The sequence below is a fragment of the Bacteroides sp. 214 genome (assembly GCF_010501015.1).
Classification (GTDB): Bacteria; Bacteroidota; Bacteroidia; order Bacteroidales; family Bacteroidaceae; genus Bacteroides.
The window spans coordinates 62960-81257 of sequence record NZ_QVML01000002.1; the positions used below are offsets into that span (position 1 = coordinate 62960).

Annotated in this window: 15 protein-coding genes; 7 read left to right on the forward strand and 8 right to left on the reverse strand. The window is 41.7% G+C overall.

All coding sequences use genetic code 11. The annotated features are described in order from the left end of the window. The first annotated feature begins 105 nt into the window (after nucleotides 1-105). The 3 genes from D0T50_RS01895 (at nucleotide 106) to D0T50_RS01905 (ending at nucleotide 4075) form a co-directional block, all read left to right on the forward strand. On the forward strand, nucleotides 106-1566 hold the full coding sequence (locus D0T50_RS01895; protein WP_163221419.1) for an aminoacyl-histidine dipeptidase: 1461 nt from the start codon (nucleotides 106-108) through the stop codon (nucleotides 1564-1566). Nucleotides 1567-1637: 71 nt separating this feature from the next. Beyond that, on the forward strand, nucleotides 1638-3050 hold the full coding sequence (locus D0T50_RS01900) for a hypothetical protein (RefSeq protein WP_163221422.1): 1413 nt from the start codon (nucleotides 1638-1640) through the stop codon (nucleotides 3048-3050). Beyond that, complete coding sequence (locus tag D0T50_RS01905) at nucleotides 3050-4075, forward strand: endonuclease (protein ID WP_163222184.1); 1026 nt, start codon at nucleotides 3050-3052, stop codon at nucleotides 4073-4075. Before D0T50_RS01900 ends, D0T50_RS01905 begins: the two co-directional genes overlap by 1 nt. Here D0T50_RS01905 and D0T50_RS01910 read toward each other — a convergent pair whose 3' ends face one another. Further along, the gene (locus D0T50_RS01910; protein ID WP_239058195.1) at nucleotides 4076-6226 is read right to left on the reverse strand and encodes a GH92 family glycosyl hydrolase; all 2151 of its coding nucleotides are present in this window, start codon (nucleotides 6224-6226) and stop codon (nucleotides 4076-4078) included. A gap of 72 nt (nucleotides 6227-6298) precedes the next feature. After that, nucleotides 6299-8074: a DNA polymerase III subunit gamma/tau gene (locus tag D0T50_RS01915; protein ID WP_163221425.1), complete on the reverse strand. Its 1776-nt coding sequence runs from the start codon at nucleotides 8072-8074 to the stop codon at nucleotides 6299-6301. A 145-nt stretch (nucleotides 8075-8219) separates the two neighbouring features. Between D0T50_RS01915 and D0T50_RS01920 the strand changes: the two genes are divergently transcribed. Genes D0T50_RS01920 through D0T50_RS01930 form a run of 3 tightly spaced genes read left to right on the forward strand, consistent with a single transcriptional unit; the run spans nucleotide 8220 to nucleotide 11028 of the window. Beyond that, nucleotides 8220-8516 carry a septum formation initiator family protein gene (locus tag D0T50_RS01920; protein ID WP_163221427.1) on the forward strand — a complete coding sequence of 99 codons (297 nt, stop codon included), beginning with the start codon at nucleotides 8220-8222 and terminating at the stop codon, nucleotides 8514-8516. Beyond that, on the forward strand, nucleotides 8516-8860 hold the full coding sequence (locus D0T50_RS01925; protein WP_163221429.1) for a hypothetical protein: 345 nt from the start codon (nucleotides 8516-8518) through the stop codon (nucleotides 8858-8860). Before D0T50_RS01920 ends, D0T50_RS01925 begins: the two co-directional genes overlap by 1 nt. A gap of 17 nt (nucleotides 8861-8877) precedes the next feature. After that, nucleotides 8878-11028 carry a hypothetical protein gene (locus tag D0T50_RS01930; protein ID WP_163221431.1) on the forward strand — a complete coding sequence of 717 codons (2151 nt, stop codon included), beginning with the start codon at nucleotides 8878-8880 and terminating at the stop codon, nucleotides 11026-11028. 17 nt (nucleotides 11029-11045) lie between these two features. Here D0T50_RS01930 and D0T50_RS01935 read toward each other — a convergent pair whose 3' ends face one another. The 6 genes from D0T50_RS01935 to D0T50_RS01960 form a co-directional block, all read right to left on the reverse strand. Further along, a complete protein-coding gene (locus D0T50_RS01935; protein ID WP_163221433.1) occupies nucleotides 11046-11849 on the reverse strand; it encodes a DUF3108 domain-containing protein in 804 nt (267 codons plus the stop codon). A 24-nt stretch (nucleotides 11850-11873) separates the two neighbouring features. After that, nucleotides 11874-12686: a glucosamine-6-phosphate deaminase gene (gene nagB / locus D0T50_RS01940; protein ID WP_163221435.1), complete on the reverse strand. Its 813-nt coding sequence runs from the start codon at nucleotides 12684-12686 to the stop codon at nucleotides 11874-11876. An 81-nt stretch (nucleotides 12687-12767) separates the two neighbouring features. Further along, nucleotides 12768-13943, reverse strand: coding sequence for an FprA family A-type flavoprotein (locus tag D0T50_RS01945; protein ID WP_163221437.1), 1176 nt, complete (start codon nucleotides 13941-13943; stop codon nucleotides 12768-12770). A gap of 65 nt (nucleotides 13944-14008) precedes the next feature. Beyond that, complete coding sequence (locus tag D0T50_RS01950) at nucleotides 14009-15868, reverse strand: ATP-binding protein (RefSeq protein ID WP_163221439.1); 1860 nt, start codon at nucleotides 15866-15868, stop codon at nucleotides 14009-14011. Nucleotides 15869-15956: 88 nt separating this feature from the next. Continuing rightward, nucleotides 15957-16904: a TIGR01212 family radical SAM protein gene (locus D0T50_RS01955; protein WP_163221441.1), complete on the reverse strand. Its 948-nt coding sequence runs from the start codon at nucleotides 16902-16904 to the stop codon at nucleotides 15957-15959. 411 nt (nucleotides 16905-17315) lie between these two features. Next, nucleotides 17316-17672 (reverse strand): helix-turn-helix domain-containing protein, encoded by a 357-nt coding sequence (locus tag D0T50_RS01960; protein WP_163222186.1) that lies wholly within the window; start codon nucleotides 17670-17672, stop codon nucleotides 17316-17318. Between the two features lie 167 nt (nucleotides 17673-17839). Between D0T50_RS01960 and D0T50_RS01965 the strand changes: the two genes are divergently transcribed. Beyond that, nucleotides 17840-18262 (forward strand): cupin domain-containing protein, encoded by a 423-nt coding sequence (locus D0T50_RS01965; RefSeq protein ID WP_163221443.1) that lies wholly within the window; start codon nucleotides 17840-17842, stop codon nucleotides 18260-18262. Nucleotides 18263-18298: the final 36 nt, after the last annotated feature.

The window sequence follows — 18298 nt, forward strand, 5'->3', positions numbered from 1 at the left end:
CTATAAAAAAAAGGAAACGCTATTTGATAGTGCCTTCAAATTAACCATATTTAGTAAATATTCTATATAGAAGCGTGTTATTTGCCTCACTAAAACAAAATGATTATGAATAAAGCAACCTTAGAACCGGCGAGTGTGTTTCATTATTTTAAGGAAATATGCAACGTTCCCCGTCCTTCCAAACACGAAGAGAAAATTATCGCTTACCTGAAAACATTTGCTGCTGAACATCAGTTGGAGATAAAAGTAGACAAGGTAGGCAATGTCCTGATAAAAAAGCCCGCGACTCCGGGTTATGAAAACCGAAAGACTGTGATTTTGCAGTCGCACGTAGATATGGTGTGCGAGAAGAACAGTGATGTAACTCACGATTTCTTAAAGGATCCTATCGAAATAGTGATAGACGGAGAGTGGATGAAAGCCAACGGAACCACTCTTGGAGCCGATAATGGTATTGGTGTGGCTACTCAACTAGCGTTGCTTGCTGCTAACGATTTGCAACATGGCCCCATTGAATGTCTCTTTACGATAGACGAAGAAACTGGCTTGACAGGTGCATTTGCACTGGAACAGGGTTTTATGGAAGGTGATATTCTGTTAAATCTAGACTCTGAAGATGAAGGAGAAATCTTTATTGGGTGTGCCGGAGGAATGGACTCGGTAGGAAAATTTAACTATACGAATGTAGCTGTTCCTGAAGGATACTTTTTCTTCAAAGTTGGAGTATCGGGCTTGAAAGGCGGACATTCGGGTGGCGATATACATTTAGGACGTGGTAACGCGAATAAAATATTAAATCGTTTCTTGAGCTATACCGCAAAGAAATATGATTTTTATTTGTGTGAAATAGATGGTGGTAATCTGCGTAATGCTATCCCAAGAGAAGCGTATGCGCTGTGCGCTGTGCCTTTCGGTGCAAAAGAGTCTGTTCGGGTGGATTTGAATATCTTCACGGCTGATATGGAAAATGAAATAGGCGCGATAGAACCGGATTTGAAATTGACACTCGAATCGGAAACCCCACGTGCCACAGCCATCAATCAGGATACGGTAAAACGTTTGCTGAAAACACTTTATGCAATTCCACACGGAGTGCAAGCGATGAGTAGCGATATCCCCGGACTGGTGGAAACTTCCACCAATTTGGCCTCTGTTAAAATGCAAGAAGATCATATTATTAAAATAGAAACCAGCCAACGAAGTTCTATCCTTTCTGCCCGTAACGATATTGCCGACACTGTACGTGCCGCGATGGAATTGGGAGGTGCCGAAGTGTCGTTTGGTGATGGATACCCCGGTTGGAAACCTAATCCGGATTCGGAAATACTCAAAGTGGCCGAAGCGTCCTATCTTCGTTTGTTTGGCACGAAGGCAAAAGTTATGGCTATTCATGCCGGTCTGGAATGTGGCCTATTCCTGGATAAGTATCCACATTTGGATATGATCTCTTTTGGTCCTACTCTACGTGATGTGCACTCGCCAGACGAACGTATGGAGATTGCTACTGTAGCCAAATTCTGGAAACATCTGTTGGATATCTTGTTGAATATTCCAGAGAAAAAATAATAATCAACGTGTTTTTACGTTTAGATAAGCGCGGAGTAGAAAAGTTTCTGCTCTGCGTTTATTGTATACGCATGAAAAGAATATTTCTATATATACTATCTCTGTTCGTTGTACTCATTTCCTTTCAGGCATGTGATGACGACTCTATTTCTTCAAATCCTAACCATATGTTGTCGTTTTCTAACGATACACTGCGACTTGATACGATATTTACTAATATCAGAACATCCACTTATTTGCTGAAGGTGTATAACAAAAATAAGCAATCTGTTGTGGTTTCTTCGTTGGTATTGGCGGATGCTGCTAACTCAGGCTTTCGCATGAATGTGGATGGTATAAAAGGTAATTCCTTTTCGGATATTGAGATAAAGAGTAAAGATAGTCTCTATATATTCGTGGAGGCTACTCCGGAAGCTACTGAAGTTAACCATCCGTTTTTGATGAAAGACTCTATTGTGTTTATAACCAATACGGTTCGACAGGATGTTAAGCTGCTAGCTTACGCACAGAATGTGTATCCGTTTCGTGGTAAAGTAATAGAACGTGATACCACACTGACGGCTACTCGCCCTCTGCTGATTTACGACAGCCTATGTGTTGCCGAGAATGTTACATTAACGCTTCAGCCCGGCACTCAACTCTATTTTCATGATAAAGCAATCCTAAAAGTACGCGGTAGGATAAAAGCCGAAGGAACCATTGAAGCACCTGTGGTTTTGCGTGGCGACCGCACGGACAGGCTCTTTTCAAGTCTTCCGTACGACCGCCTGCCGGGACAGTGGGAGGGGGTTGTTTTTTATCCCCTCAGTATGAATAACCATATTGAATATATGGAGCTTCGAGGGACTGTTAATGCCATTCGTTGCGAAGCTTCGGATGTGGAGCAAATCAAGCTGACAATCCTTAACTCGCGGATAACGCAAAGTTCCCGACAAGGGTTGGATATGACGATGTGTAAAGCTATCGTAGCCAACACGGAGATTTCCAATGCAGGAGGTGATGTGGTGAGTTTGCTTGGTGGCGATTACGAATTTACACACTGCACACTTGCCAATTACTTTTCTTGGAATACGCGTAAAGGTGTAGCTCTTGCTATCAGTAATACACAAGCTAAGGAAAACTATCCGCTGTCGATGGCATCGTTTCGCAATTGTGTTATAGCTGGTTCTATGTCGGATGAACTGATGTGGAACCGCTCTTCGGACGAATCGGTTCCTTTTAATTATTACTTTTCTCATTGTCTCATAAACTCTCCCGAAGATAGCGGATCAACTATTACTGAGGTTGTGTGGAAACGCGATGACCACTTTATGGAATTGGACAGGGCGATACAATTCTACGATTTTCGTTTAGGAGAAGGTTCGGCAGCTATTAATATCGGATCGCTCATTGATGCTGCAAACTATCCTACGGATAGAAATGGCGAATCTCGCATTAGTGACGAGGCACCGGATGCCGGTTGCTGCGAATGGCAAGGGATGTAATGGCTAAATACCTTACCTTTTATTTGCTTTTCCTTTTTCTTTTTTCCCCGGTTAGTGGGCAGGAATTGGAGTCATTCAAAGTTGTTTTTTGGAATGTGGAGAATTTATTTGATGTGGAGAAAGATTCGCTCAAAGATGATAGTGAGTTTCTTCCCACTTCAATTCGGCGTTGGCATTATGGGCGTTACAAAGAGAAACTGGCGAATGTTGCGCGTACAATAGTTGCTATTGGTGAGTGGCAACCACCTGCATTAGTTGGTTTATGCGAAGTAGAGAATGCCAACGTCATGAATCATCTTACCAAGTATGCTTCGCTTAGTGAATTAGGATATCGCTATATAATGACTGACTCGCCTGATCGTAGGGGAATTGATGTTGCGCTACTTTATCAACGGGAGCGGTTCAAACTAATTGGTAGCCAATCTATACGAGTAGCTGTAAACAAGCCAACGCGTGATATTCTCCATGCAACCGGGTTGTTGGCTACGGGCGATACTGTAGATGTTTTTGTGGGGCATTTTTCATCTCGTTCCGGTGGAGAAAAAGAGACCGAACCATTACGCCTGGAAGCAGCAAGAACCATGCGAAGTGCGATTGACAGCCTGTTTACTATTCGTGTTTATCCGAAAATTATCGTCATGGGCGATTTTAACGATTATCCTACCAATAAGTCTGTTGCTACAATACTACAAACTCATACCCCAACAGACTCCATTATTGATAATGCTTTGTATCATGTTTTGGCACGCAAAGCCACAGACAAGAACTACGGGTCGCACAAATATCAGGGTAAATGGGGCTTGCTTGACCATCTCATTGTTTCGGGTGCATTGCTAAGACAAACGAACGCTGTTTATACTACAGAAGAGAAAGCAGGAGTTATTCGTTTCCCGTTTTTACTGACTCCTGATACCAAGTACGGCGGTGACCAACCGCTTCGTACCTATTATGGAATGAAATACCAAGGTGGTTTTAGCGACCACTTGCCGGTAATGATGGAGCTTGTTATGAAGGTGGAGTATTGATTAAGGTCTATCTTCTTCTGCTATGCCAAACGTCGTAGATGGTTCGCTTCCCATGTAAAACTCCAATTTGCCACCCGATACTATATCTTCGTGTATAATATACGACTTTGTATATGATTTGCCGTTTAACTTCACCCGTTGAATATATTTATTCTTGTCACTATTGTTGTGTGCAATAATAGTAAATGTTTTATCGTTTCCTACCTTCACTGTAATCTCGTCGAAGAGCGGACTGCCAAACACATATACTCCACCAGCAGGAGCTACCTGATACAACCCCCACGATGATAAAATATACCATGCCGACATTTGTCCCACATCTTCGTTTCCGCAAAGTCCGTCGGGAGTGTCGTCGTATAATTCGGTAAGAATTTGACGTGCTTTCTCGGCACTCTTCCATTGCTGACCCACAAACGGATACATATATATAATGTGGTGACTGGGCTCGTTGCCATGTGCATATTGTCCTATTAATCCTGAGATGTCTGGTGATGCGTGTTCACCAAGATCACCTGTGATAGTAAATAATGAATCGAGTTTAGTGATAAATGCTTCTTCACTGCCAAATAAACCGATCAATCCGTGTACATCGTGTGGCACTAACCAAGTGTATTGCCACGCGTTCCCTTCTGTATAATCGTTGGTTCTGTGTGCGGCATGAAACGGGTTGAACGGCTCGCTAAATGTTTTTTCGGCAGATAAGGCACGCATAAAGTTGGTATTCTTATCAAAATAGTAAGTGTAACTCTTACTTCGCTCCATAAAGTAGGTGTAGTCTTCTTCTTTATTCAAAAGTTTAGCAATCTGTGCCACACACCAATCTGCCAAGGCATATTCCAATCCTTTCGCTACTGTTTCGTGAGTTGGCTCTTTATCGAAAGGTATATAACCATATTCTTTAAGTGATCCCAGCGAGCGTTCTTCGAGCATTGCAGAAGTTTTCATAGCGTGGTAGGCTGCTTCTTTATTTTCTACAAAGCCCTTCAATACTAAGTCGGCAAGAACAGGAATACCCGGATTACCTACCATGCAATTGGTTTCGTTGCCCATCAGATGCCATACAGGGAGTTTGCCCTGCTGTTCAAAGATATGTAATATTGTTTGCGCATAATCTTTCTGAACTTCAGGATGAATAATTGTAGCTAAAGGATGTGCTGCTCTGTATGTGTCCCAAAGTGAGAACGTGGTGTAATTAACGAAGTCTGCGCCTCTATATACCACTCCGTCTGCTCCGCGATAATCACCGTTCACATCGCAAAAGATAGAAGGGGCAATGAGTGAATGATAGAGTGCAGTATAGTATATATTCTTGTATTTCGTTTGTTTTGTTTTGGCAACAGCTTTGTTTAATTCTTCGTTCCATATTTGGTTGGCTTGTGCGTAAACTTCTTCAAAATTCCACCCCGGAATCTCTGTTTCGCGATTTAATTGAGCATTGGCAGTGCTGACGGGAGATAATCCAACCTTTACTACCACACACTCTTCTTCTTGTGTCATATCAAAGAATACTTCCGTAAATTCACAACTGGATGATGTGATAAACTTGGTAATAGGTTGTGAAAAGATAGCGTTGAAATATACTTCCTGATGCTCTGCCCAACCGCGCGATTTGCGGTAGCCGGAGATAACGGTATCGTTCTCTTGAATAATATATGCCTCGGTCATGTTATCCCAACCAATGCCACGTTTTAAATCAACCACAATACGGGCTTGGTCGGTTGGCGGAAAGAAATAGCGGTGCATGCCTACGCGAGCTGTAGCGGTTAGTTCCACAGCAATATCAGCTTCGGGCATCCATACGGAGTAATAGCCCGGCTTGGCTATTTCGAATTTACGTTCAAAGGAGTATGCCCTTCGGCCGTCGGTGGCGGGCATGAAGGTTATGTCGCCCAAGTCTCCGATGCCTGTTCCACTAAGGTGCAGGTGGCTAAACCCTACGATAATTGAATCACTATAATGATATCCCGAACACCAATCCCACCCACGGGTGTTTTGTGTAGGTCCCAATTGCACAAAACCTCGAGGTACATTAGCTCCAAGGAATACATGTCCATGTCCACCTGTTCCAATATGCGGTTTAACGTATTGCGTCAAGTTGTAGAACTCGGTTTTATTCGTGTTGCATGCTATAAAGCATATTGTGGTAAGCATGAACAAAAAGAGATAACCGTAGTGTTTCGCTTGGATTTTCATGACTCGTTCGTTTGGAAAGTATGGTGATAATTAATAAAGCTCTAAACCGAATTCATTTTTCAGGTCAATCAACGCATCGTTGATTATAGCCATTTGCTGGAATCTTTCTCCGCGAGATAAGACTTTCTTTTTATCTTCGGTTGTACTGATGCGAAAATATAATGTAATCTGTTTGTTCCTCAGATGTTTGCGTAGATAGCTCTCGATAGCAGGCTTCAATGGTACAAACAAGTTCTTAACAAAATCATTCTCTAATACGAACTCAAAAGAAACATCATCAATCAATTTGATATGTGCGTGTTTCATGCGATCTGCAAGTGCTTTGTCATCTTGTGGTAGTTCGGAGGCAAAGGCTTGCCAATGGAGATTCAAATTTACTTCATCAATAGGATAATCTTTTTCAGGTTCAGATGGTATGACTGCTTGTGTAGTCTGCATTATTTGTTCCGGAGCAGTATTCTTCTTTGCCTGACGAATACTTATCTGCGAAGCACTGATAACCGGTATCTTCTTTTCCGTTGTGGTTTTAGTGCTCTTCAAGATATCCGGCATTTTGTGTGCCGGTTGTGGCGTGGCTGTTACTGATTGAGGTTTTTCAGTTGCTACCGGTTGCTGTGTACTTGCTGTAGCCTGTGGCTGCTGAGCTGCTGCAGGCTTGAAAATTGGTTTTATAAGTTCAGTAGGGCGACGCCCATGAGATACATCTTCGCCCTCAGCGGTAAGCTGTGCTACCTGTATGAGGGTCAGTTCAACCAATAACCGCTTGTTCTTGCTGGTGCGGTAGTTCATGTCGCAATCATTGCACAATTTTATGGCTTTGTAAATGAACGGTAGCGGACATTTCTGTGCTTGCACTTGATAGCGATCGCGTATGCTGGCTCCAACTTCGAGCAGTGGTAATGTTACAGGATCTTTGCTTACCAACAGATCGCGGAAGTGCGACGACAAACCGGTAACAAAATGGCTTCCTTCAAATCCATTATTCAATACATCATTGAAAAGCAGCATTGACTCCATAACGTTGTTCTCCAATAAGAAGTCTGTCAGGCGGAAGTAATATTCATAATCCAACACATTGAGGTTCTCAATGGCGCTTTGGTAAGTTATCTTCCCACCGGTAAAACTCACTACTTGGTCAAAGATGGATAGTGCGTCACGCATTCCACCATCCGCTTTGAGTGCAATGACATTCAAAGCCTCGGGTTCGGCAGTGACACTTTCTTTTTGTGCTACGTACATCAGGTGGCTAACCGTGTCTTCTACGCTGATGCGATTAAAATCGTATATCTGACAGCGAGAAAGAATAGTTGGGATTATTTTATGCTTCTCTGTTGTAGCCAGAATAAAAATGGCATGATGCGGTGGCTCCTCAAGTGTCTTAAGGAAGGCATTAAATGCAGAAGCTGACAGCATGTGCACCTCATCAATAATATAAACTTTGTATTTGCCAATTTGCGGTGGTATGCGTACTTGGTCTACCAGTTGACGAATGTCATCCACAGAGTTGTTGGATGCGGCATCCAGTTCGTGTATGTTGTATGAGCGCTGCTCGTTGAAAGCCACACACGATTCGCATGTGTTACACGCTTCGCCGTCTGCGGTAGGGGTCATACAGTTAATGGTTTTCGCAAAGATGCGTGCACAAGTTGTTTTACCCACTCCACGTGGCCCACAAAAGAGGTATGCGTGTGCTAACTTATGTGTGGCGATTGCATTTTTTAGCGTGGTAGTTAGCGCTTTTTGCCCTACTACCGACTCAAAAGTAGAAGGACGGTATTTTCGGGCGGATACGATATAGTTTTCCATAATAATTGGATAATGCTTATTGTGAGTTTCATGCAAACTTACGGAAAAAATAGGTAACATGGATTGAAAATAATATAAAACATTACTTCCATTCTTTGTCCTAAAAATGCTATCTTTGGCGAATTGTTATTAAACTTCGTTGTGTATGAGCAAATTGACCTCTTTATGGAGCATTGTGCGGAAGCACAAATACCTGATTACCGTTGTGGGTTTTCTGGTGCTCATTGTTTTTATTGATGAAAACAGTCTTGTACGTCGCGCTAAGTATGAAGTGCAAATAAGGGAAATGAGACAAGAAATAGAGAAGTACAAAGCTGCTTACGAGGAAAGCACCGAGCGACTAAATGAGTTGATGACTAATCCAGAGGCAATAGAGCGCATTGCCCGAGAAAAATACCTGATGAAAAAGCCCAACGAAGATATATTTGTAACCCCACGCTGATGAAGAAACTAGCCCCGTCCTTTTACGTTATTGGTGGAATCATGCTCCTTGTAGGTGCAGCTACCTACATTACCGAATGGTTCTACTCATCATATATATACCTTATAGGTGCCACTTTGTTTGCGTTGGCACAAGTCAATATGGGTTATCAAGGGAAGAATAAAAACCTGAAAAGGCTCTATGGACAGCAACTACTCGGTGCGCTATTTCTAGTCGCAGCCGGAGTATTTATGTTCTTTGGTAAACAAAATGAATGGATATTGATGCTTACTATTGGTGGAGTTTTTCAGTTATATACTGCTTTTCGTATTCCTGCTGTTGAGAAGAAAGACAAAGAAACATAACACAATTACATTTAGCCATGAATAAAACACTTACACTTGTCCTTACTTTTTTTCTTTTGACATCTTGTTTTGTCGCTAATGATAACCCTATTGACCGTGAAGCTCTTGTACGTCGGCACAATGTGCATGTTACTTCGGTAGATACTGACGCTGCTTTGAGTGTTGGGAATGGTGATTTTGCTTTTACCGTAGGAGCTACCGGCTTGCAATGCTTAGCCGACCTTTACCACGAAAAAGGTATCCCCACCGAAACAATGGCTACATGGGCATGGCACTCCTTTCCTAATGTCAATAACTATACACTGGAGCAGACATACAAAGGGTATGATTTTCATGGCAAGCAAATAGATTTTGCCGCTCACGAAAAAACACCCGAAGGTCAGTATTTTAGAATTAATCCTCATCCAGCAGCACTAGGACAACTTTCTTTGTTATATAAAGGTAAAGAAATAACTCCCGAACAGCTAACAAGCATTGACCAAAAATTAGATCTCTGGACTGGTATTATTACAAGTCATTACCTGCTGGACGGAACCCCGGTTGACGTAGTAACTCTTGCACATAGTGATAGAAGTATGGTTGCTGTTGATGTGCACTCTCCCCTTATTCGTAACAGTGAACTGGAGGTGCGCTTACGTTTTCCGTATGCATATAATGCTAGTACAAAAAATAAACCTGCATTGATTTGGGATAATCCCCAAGCGCATACTACGACTATGACAAAAGAATCGGATAACGAAGTGTCGCTTTCCCGTCAGGTAGATGATTTTCAATATGTCACATCGGTTGCTTGGGAGGGAGCTTCGAACTTTATGCAGGCGGAAGAACATGATTTTCGCTTACAAACAGCTAATAATAGTGACAGGATAACGCTTGTTTGTGAGTTTGTACATAACCCCACAAACGAATCGAAGAAGATAAATAGTTGCAACTTTGCCGAAGCACGTAGTTCCAGTATCAATGCCTGGAAGCATTATTGGACTACAGGAGGTGCTATTGATCTTTCGCAGAGTACCGATTCTCGCGCACATGAGTTAGAACGTCGTATTGTGCAATCGCAATATGTGTTGAAGATAAATTATGCCGGTAGCTTCCCTCCTTCAGAATGCGGATTGGTTACTCCTACATGGTATGGTAAGCATAACTCCGAAGTTTATTTCATCCATGCGGCTCATTTTTATCAATTTGGGCGAACAGAATTATTGGAAAAATCATTGAACTATTATCGTCAGTTATTGCCAATAGCTATCGAGAGTGCTGCAAGTAAAGGATGGGAGGGAGCGCGCTGGCCAAAGATGTTTGGCGAGGGTGGCAGAGAAACTCCGGGAAGTATTAATCCTTTCATTATCTGGAATTTTCCTAATCCTATTTATTTATGCGAGTTAGTATATCGTGCTAACCCTACTCCCGAAACACTTGCTAAATACAAAGATGTTGTGTTAGAATCGGGTAAATTCCTCGCTTCGTATGCTACGTATGATGCGAAAAACGATCGGTATATGCTTGGACCTCCACTTAAAGCATCATCGGAAAGTTCGTTGGAAAGCGAAACATGGAATCCTACTTTTGAACTTGCATTGTGGTATTATGGATTGCAAACGGCACAAGAGTGGCGTATTCGCTTAGGTATGCAACCAGACTCCAAGTGGGCGGAAGTATTGAATAAATTATCTAAACCCACCATTGTGCAAGGTAAATATGTAGAAATAGAAACTGAGGCACATATTTATGATGATGCAAACAAAGGTATGCCTACTTCTATGATATATGCATTGGGGTATGTACCACCTACTCCTTTGATTGATAAGGAAGTGATGCGCGAAACTTTTCATGAATTGCTGCGACGTAGTCGTAATGGCTTTGGAAGGTGGGTAAGTTGGTCTATGGGACAAGGAGCCAATACCGCTGTGCGCTTAGGCGAATACGAAACTGCAATTAATATTGTTACGAACGATGTTCCCGCTGCCCAGTTCTTGCCGCAAGGGTACTCTAAACGACCAAAAGAGCCGGATGGTTGTCCGGCTTATATGCCAATTAATGGGTCCTTCCTTAATGCAATAGGACTGATGGCAGGTGGTTGGGATGGCGCCCCGGATGTAGTAGCACCGGGATTTCCCAAAGATGGAACATGGGTCGTAAAAGTAGAAGGAATGAACGCAATGCCCTAAGAAATTGGGGCTTGCAGTTAGTTCTTTAATCCCTCATATCCTTTAAGAATAACCCTCGTAGACCCTACTTTTAGCTTAGAGTCTATTCGTACAGGTATGCGGTTCGCGTCATTGGTGAGGTAAATCTTCATAGCCTCTTCTTTGTTGCTGAAGGCGTCATCGTCCATCATTAGGCTTAGTTTGATACAGTAATATTCGCGATCATCATTGGCTTTGACGGTTTCTATACCTTGATAGATGACTTCCATCGTTTTGAGTCGGCGACCCACCAATCCAGAAACGGTAGCTTTATCTCCTTTCTTCATCTTGCTATAATCCAACGTGCGTGCGTAATATATAATGCTTACCATATCATACGTACATCTGTTGGCAACGTGTGTGGTGTCGTAGCGCAACTTTCCATTTCCTGTGCTGATGTTTCGGGCAATAACCTTTCCGTCTTTATAGGTAAAGGTGGCTCGTTCGGTATAATATTTATCGCTTTGATGGTCGTCTTTGGAATAGGCAAGGGGCACTACCGAAGGAGTTAAGTATGACTGTAAAGTATCCGATAAGGTATGAATACTTTTTGCTACGCCCGTAAGATTCGCAGCAAGTGTGGCTTTGTACACTGGTGTACCTTGGTAGTTCTCGTTAACTACGGATAGTGTAGAACTTCCTGCCTTTATATATAGTAAGCCATATTTGTAGTACAGGTTATAGGTAAGGTTCTCACCTGCTTTGAAGTAGGTGTTCTTTACTTCGCACTGAGATTGCGCGTTGGCGATTGAACCAACGGCAATCAACAGCAGAAGTATAAAATAGTATTTCAAGATTTTCATCCGGATATTTTTGTTATGCACAGGTTATTTCAGCAAGCTTTCAGGGTCGAGATTACTTGCTTCAATGTCTTTGAAATAACGATATGTGCCTACTTTAAGTTCATACGTTGCCACATCATCGCACACGATGATGCCTTTTTCGTGCATTTGCAGAGCACTGATAGTCCACATTTGACTGATTGGCTCTTCAACCGCATGACGTAGCGCGCGTGCTTTGCTATGTCCATTCACAATGATAAGCACTTCTTTCGCCGACAATACGGTAGCTACACCTACGGTAAGTGCGGTTTTGGGTACTTTGTTCACATCATTATCGAAGAAGCGAGAGTTAGCGATAATAGTATCTGTAGTTAATGTTTTTACACGTGTGCGCGAAGCCAATGATGATCCCGGCTCATTAAAAGCAATGTGTCCATCGGGACCAATGCCTCCTAGAAACAAGTCAATACCACCATAAGATGCGATGCGTTCTTCGTAAGCGGCACATTCGGCTTCGAGATCGGCGGCATTTCCATTGAGAATATTTGCATTTTCCTTTATGATATCCACATGGCTGAAGAAATTATTCCACATAAAGGAATAGTAACTTTCGGAGTGATCTTGTGGCAAACCCACATACTCGTCCATGTTGAATGTTACCACATGTTTGAAGGATACAATACCTTTTTTATTTAGATCAATCAGTGCTTTGTACATTCCCAGCGGTGAAGAACCGGTTGGAAGGCCCAATACAAAAGGATTGTCGGCAGTTGGTTTTGCTTTGTTAATTGCAGCGGCAACATAGTTGGCTGCCCATAGGGAAATGGTTTGGTAATCAGGTTGAATAATTAAACGCATATTGTTCTATTTTTGAGTTATTATCATTATTGCTTAGGCAGGGCAAATGTAGGGAAATTAATCGTAAATCATTATCTACACTCAGCAGTTAATTGCTTTTGCCATCTTTCTTGCCAATTCTTTGCATGCCTCTGCATCCATCATTGCTTGCTTCATTTCTACAGGTTCGCCCACAACGTTGAACTTGCTCTTTTCTGCAAACTCGCCCATTCGTTTTACGGCCATGCCTGCCCATGTGAACGAACCAAAGTAGCCGAAGTGTCTGTTCTTTACCTCGCGCATTAATATCTTGCTGAGCAACGAATCTATTTCAGGAAAGATTTGCCCGTTGTATGTAGGTGAGCCAACAATAAGTCCGTTATACTTAAATATGTCTGTTAATATATCCGAAGCATTGCTCTTGGATATATTGTGCATTACAATGTTTATTATTCCTTGTTTGCTAAGCTCTTCGGCAATGGTTTCTGCCATTTGCTCGGTGTGTCCGTACATGCTTCCGTAAACTAAGACTACACCCTTTTCGGCTTCGTACCTGCTTAGTTTGTCATAAATACTAATAACACGTTGAGCATGTTTTACCCATACAGGACCATGTGTTGAGCAAATTGCATGAACTTTTAGCCCTGCAAGCTTTTGCAATGCTTTTTGCACAGGCGATCCGTACTTTCCTACTATGTTGGAGTAATAGCGTACCATTTCATTCCAGTAAATATCTGTATTGATTTCTGTGTCTATGTAGCCGCCATTGAGTGCGCCAAAACATCCGAAAGCATCGCCCGAGAAGAGGATACCGTCTTCGGGAATGTAGGTCATCATGGTTTCGGGCCAGTGTACCATAGGGGTGGTATGAAAGGATAACGTCCGTTTCCCTATTGGCAGGGTGTCGCCATCATTCACTAGAAGCGTGTTTTCGCTAACTCCGTAGTAGCCTTCTATCATGTTCAGTGTGAGTTTGTTGCCCACAATGGTGATGTCGGGGTAATACTTCTTGATGAGTGCGATAGATCCCGAATGATCTGGTTCCATATGGTTAATAACCAGATAGTCGATTGGTCTTTCGCCAATGTGTTGTTTTATTTTTCGGATATATACATCGAAATAATGCGGATCTACGGTATCTATAAGTGTAACAATGTCTTCGGTAATAAGATACGAGTTGTAGGACACGCCATAGGGGAGTGGCCACATATTTTCGAAGAGATGTTTTTGGCGGTCGTTTACGCCTACGTAATGGATGAAATTAGTCTTAGCTTCCATAATTATACTGTTTTTGAATGCAGTACAAAAATAGGAAAAATAGAGTTACTATTTACTATTACTAATCAAATATATACCATAATAGTCTCCCGCAGTTTTGATGCAGAGAATGGATAAGAGATAGTTTCGTTGCATCCGCTACCCTTTGCCCACTGCTCTTCGAGGTAGTAGTTGGCAGATGTAATACCTATTATAGGCACTACATTCGACATAGAGCGTATGCGCTTCATTATCTCAGGTCCTTTCATGTCGTCTATTAGTATATCAATGAGTATGAGGTCGGGGCGCTCTTGTATGAATGAGTTTACAGCGGTGCTGCCATTCTTTGCCCAAATGAGTTCATGCTTTTCTTTAAGAATATCTTGTATATTAAGAAAACGAGCCTCCGATTCTTCTACTACGAGTATTTTCTTTCCTTTACCCAAGGCTGTGTGTTCCAAGCTCCTAGTAAGGATCGTGGCTTCGTCGGCATAAGCAATGGTAAAGGAGAATGTGCTTCCCTTGCCTACTTCTGAGTCAACTACAATCTCACCTCCAAGATGTTTCACAAGGTTATCGGCGATGGATAAGCCTAGCCCTGTACCTTGTGAGAAACTATTTACTTTCTCAAAACGAGTAAAAATGGATTTGAGCTTATCTTGAGGAATGCCGCGTCCGGTATCACTTACAAAGAAGCGAAGCCCTTCTTTAGTCTCTTCCGCCCCTAATGTAATTGTGCCTTTTGTGGTGTTTTTTACAGCATTGGAGAGGAAGTTGAAGAGCACTTGTTTAACGCGATTGGGGTCGGTGAGAAGTGTTTTTTCCTTGTCCGGATAAACAACTTTAAGTTCTATATGCTTACCTACTTTGTTTCGATAGGTGTTTGCTACATCTCCAATAAGGCTATGTATATTTGCTTGAGACAGATGTATCTCATATCTACCCGATTCAATGAGCGACAAGTCCAGGATGTCGTTTACCAATTGCAATAGCAATCCGTTGTTGGTATGAATAATTTCAAGGTATTCGTCGCGACGTGCAGGATCTTCTTCTGCAGCAATGATTTCTGTGAAGCCGATGATGGCATTGAGTGGTGTACGTATTTCGTGGCTCATGTTGGCAATGAAGGAGGTCTTCATGCGGTCGCCCTCTTCGGCAAGTAGGCGTGCTTCAAGCAGATTTTGCATACGCTTGATGCGGTCGCTAATGTCGCTAAAGAGTACAAAAACCCGTCTATTTTCAATGGGGGTAATGTTGGCTCTGTAGTAATAAGTTGTTCCGATGAGTTCTACTGGGTATTCAATGCTTTTTACTTCACCACTATCCAGACTTTGCTTTATGTTGTTCCTAAGCAATTCGCAAACTTCGGGTGTGTAGATGATGTTTGCGTTTTGCCCAATAAGTTCTTGAGGGTCGTGGAAAAGGTTTAATCCTTCAGGTAGAATTATATCAAGAAGTGTAAGTTCTTCATCGAACACAAATACGAAGTCCTGCATGCTACGCATGAGGTTTCTGTAGTTGGAAACTTCTTTTTCTAAGCGGATATGCTCTTCTTGTTCTTCTTGTATATTGCGTAGTGCGGAAACAACTTTCAACGGTTTCCCGTTTTTACCGGTTCCGTAGCTATAGAGGTTGTTTTCTACCCACAAACTATCGCCTGTGGTATTTATTAAGCGATATTTAATGCTGGCGGTTTCTCCCTCGGCAGCAATCACTTTATTAAAAGCTGCAACTGCGCCGGGTAAGTCCTTGGGATGTATCATAGCATTAAATTCTTCCAGAGTAGTGTATGTGTTATTCCACGTACTTATTCCAATAATTTGTGATACATTATTTATAAAGTTGATTTTTTCGGTGGTTAGGTCGTATTCTAAAATTCCATATTTATATGCTGTAAATATGGCTGCAAACGGTACGTTTGCCTTGTTTTCTACCGAATTTGTCATAACTATTCTCTTTGTGATTCAAGCGCAAATATACAAAATATTTCTAAAACAATAAGAATTTGCAACTTTTTCCCTATAATTCTCAACTTTATTTGTTCGAATCACCTTGATGCGCACCGATTTCTTTCATCTTTTTTTTCACTCTGGCAGCAAATTCGTGGTTCTTTATGCCCCAATCAGGTGCTATGAGTAGCTCTTTGGGCGATTGTGATACAAAACGTTCCACCACAATATCGGAACGTAACCTGCGAATGTACGCAACCACTACATCTATATAATCATCGATGTTGAAAAGTTGAAAATCTTGTTCATCTCTTCTATATTCTAACTCCATGTGTGTTCCGCGTATAATTTGCAACTGGTGTAGCTTTAAAGTATTGATGGGTAGTTTCGAAAGAATACTCGCTTGGGCAATGATTTCTTCTTTACTTTCTCCGGGAAGTCCTAAGATGACGTGCCCACCTGTAAGAATACCACGTGATGCGGTACGATTAATCGCATCTTTAACATCGGCAAAGGTGTGCCCACGATTAATGCGTTTAAGTGTTTTTTCCAAACAACTCTCTATACCATATTCTATCAGGATGAAGTGTTTGTTGTTGAGTGTTTCAAAATAGTCAAGTAAACTGTCGGGCATACAGTCTGGTCGTGTACCGATAACCAGTCCTACTACATCTTTTACAGCGAGTGCTTCTTGATATTTTTGTTTGAGTGTTTCCAACTCATCGTAGGTGTTGGTGTAGGCTTGGAAATAGGCAAGGTACTTCATTTCGGGGTATTTGTGCGCAAAGAACTCTTTACCCTCTTCGAGTTGTTGGGTTATACTTTTCTCTGTGCGGCAATAATCGGGGTTGAATGTTTGATTATTGCAATATGTGCACCCTCCTAAACCTTTATTGCCGTCACGATTGGGACAGGTGAAGCCGGCGTTTATAGATATTTTTTGTACTTTATAAGTGAAATGCTCCTTCATGAAAGAGGCAAATTCATTATACAACGGCGTAGAAGAATTCTTTATATATGTTGGCGTACGCATAGTGCAAAGGTAGTATATTTTCCTTTATCAACTTTGAATGCACCATGTTTTATGCTGAATGCCATAAGCATTCAGTACAAATACTATAAGCATCTGAGGCGAATGCCATAAGCAAACGGGGCGAATGCTATAAGCAAACGAGACGAATGCTATAAGCATTTGAAATAAGAGTTATAGGTAATGTTTTTTTTGACTGTTTTTTGCTTCACTTCTGACTGTTTTTCACCTCGTTTCTGACTGATTTCTTAATACAAAAGCAGTCAGAAAATTATGTGAATACCCTGTGAAGGATAAAAGAGGGGGTCTTCACACGTAACTCACTAAATACCATTTGATTACAGCGATATGTGAATGTGAAGACCTTTTTTGTAAAAGTCTATTTGGAGTGTATAGTAACCTATTGGGCGGATATTATGTTTTGTAATAGTTGCTTCTGTTTTCCATAATTGTATTCATGTTATTTTCTGCCCAATCTACCAATGCTTGCAGGTGAGGGAAAAGACATTCTCCTAATTCTGTTAACTCATACTCAACTCTTGGTGGAACTTCGGCATAAATTTCGCGCCTCACAATTCCGTCAGCTTCCATCGAACGTAAGGTTACGGTTAGCATCCGTTGTGAAACATCTCCTATGGTGCGTTGTATTTCATTAAACCTCAGTTTGCCGTTGACTTTCAATGTTGTCAAAATAAGGATAGACCATTTGTCGCCCAAAGGGGCAATTACATCGCGAACCGGACAATAACCACTGGTTTCAAATTTCTTCAAACTTTTTTCCTCCATAACTCTCTCTCTTTCAATAATAGTTACACCAAAGTAAGTATCTTACCGTTATGTGCCTTCTTGTTTTATTAAAACGGTCGCCCTACCTTTGCTGTACAAAAGTAATAAAGTTACGAAAAGTAACAATCGTTGATAATTAAAACTTTAATAACATGAACAACGTAAAAAAAGTAGCAGAGAATGAGAATTTCACAGCTGTGGATTTAGGTAAGCTGTCACTCTTACCCGAAACCGCTAATGGGAAAGCGTTTTTGAAAGAGATTACAAAAGCAACCGGTACGGAGATTTCTCTAAGTGTCTTGCCTGCCCGGACAGATCTTCCAATTTTTCATTCCCATAAGCAGAATGAGGAAACTTATATTATTCTGAGTGGAAAAGGTAAATTTCAGGTTGATGATCAATGCTTTGATATTTCGGAAGGAAGCATAGTACGTGTAGCTCCTACCGGAGTTCGTGGTATGACCAATACTTCTGATGAACAGATGGTTTACATTGTTATTCAATCAAAAGAGAAGTCGTTGGAACAATATTCAATGGAAGATGGTGTTTTGCTAGAGGTAACTCCACTTTGGTAGAAAGAGAGCGTACACGTATCTGGTTGTGGGATACGT

Excerpts from the sequence above, each read along its gene's own strand:
- D0T50_RS01895 (WP_163221419.1), top strand. The coding sequence starts at position 106 with ATGAATAAAGCAACCTTAGAACCGGCGAGTGTGTTTCATTATTTTAAG.
- D0T50_RS01900 (WP_163221422.1), top strand. The coding sequence starts at position 1,638 with ATGAAAAGAATATTTCTATATATACTATCTCTGTTCGTTGTACTCATT.
- D0T50_RS01905 (WP_163222184.1), top strand. The coding sequence starts at position 3,050 with ATGGCTAAATACCTTACCTTTTATTTGCTTTTCCTTTTTCTTTTTTCC.
- D0T50_RS01910 (WP_239058195.1), bottom strand. The coding sequence starts at position 6,226 with ATGCTTACCACAATATGCTTTATAGCATGCAACACGAATAAAACCGAG.
- D0T50_RS01915 (WP_163221425.1), bottom strand. The coding sequence starts at position 8,074 with ATGGAAAACTATATCGTATCCGCCCGAAAATACCGTCCTTCTACTTTT.
- D0T50_RS01920 (WP_163221427.1), top strand. The coding sequence starts at position 8,220 with ATGAGCAAATTGACCTCTTTATGGAGCATTGTGCGGAAGCACAAATAC.
- D0T50_RS01925 (WP_163221429.1), top strand. The coding sequence starts at position 8,516 with ATGAAGAAACTAGCCCCGTCCTTTTACGTTATTGGTGGAATCATGCTC.
- D0T50_RS01930 (WP_163221431.1), top strand. The coding sequence starts at position 8,878 with ATGAATAAAACACTTACACTTGTCCTTACTTTTTTTCTTTTGACATCT.
- D0T50_RS01935 (WP_163221433.1), bottom strand. The coding sequence starts at position 11,849 with ATGAAAATCTTGAAATACTATTTTATACTTCTGCTGTTGATTGCCGTT.
- nagB (WP_163221435.1), bottom strand. The coding sequence starts at position 12,686 with ATGCGTTTAATTATTCAACCTGATTACCAAACCATTTCCCTATGGGCA.
- D0T50_RS01945 (WP_163221437.1), bottom strand. The coding sequence starts at position 13,943 with ATGGAAGCTAAGACTAATTTCATCCATTACGTAGGCGTAAACGACCGC.
- D0T50_RS01950 (WP_163221439.1), bottom strand. The coding sequence starts at position 15,868 with ATGACAAATTCGGTAGAAAACAAGGCAAACGTACCGTTTGCAGCCATA.
- D0T50_RS01955 (WP_163221441.1), bottom strand. The coding sequence starts at position 16,904 with ATGCGTACGCCAACATATATAAAGAATTCTTCTACGCCGTTGTATAAT.
- D0T50_RS01965 (WP_163221443.1), top strand. The coding sequence starts at position 17,840 with ATGAACAACGTAAAAAAAGTAGCAGAGAATGAGAATTTCACAGCTGTG.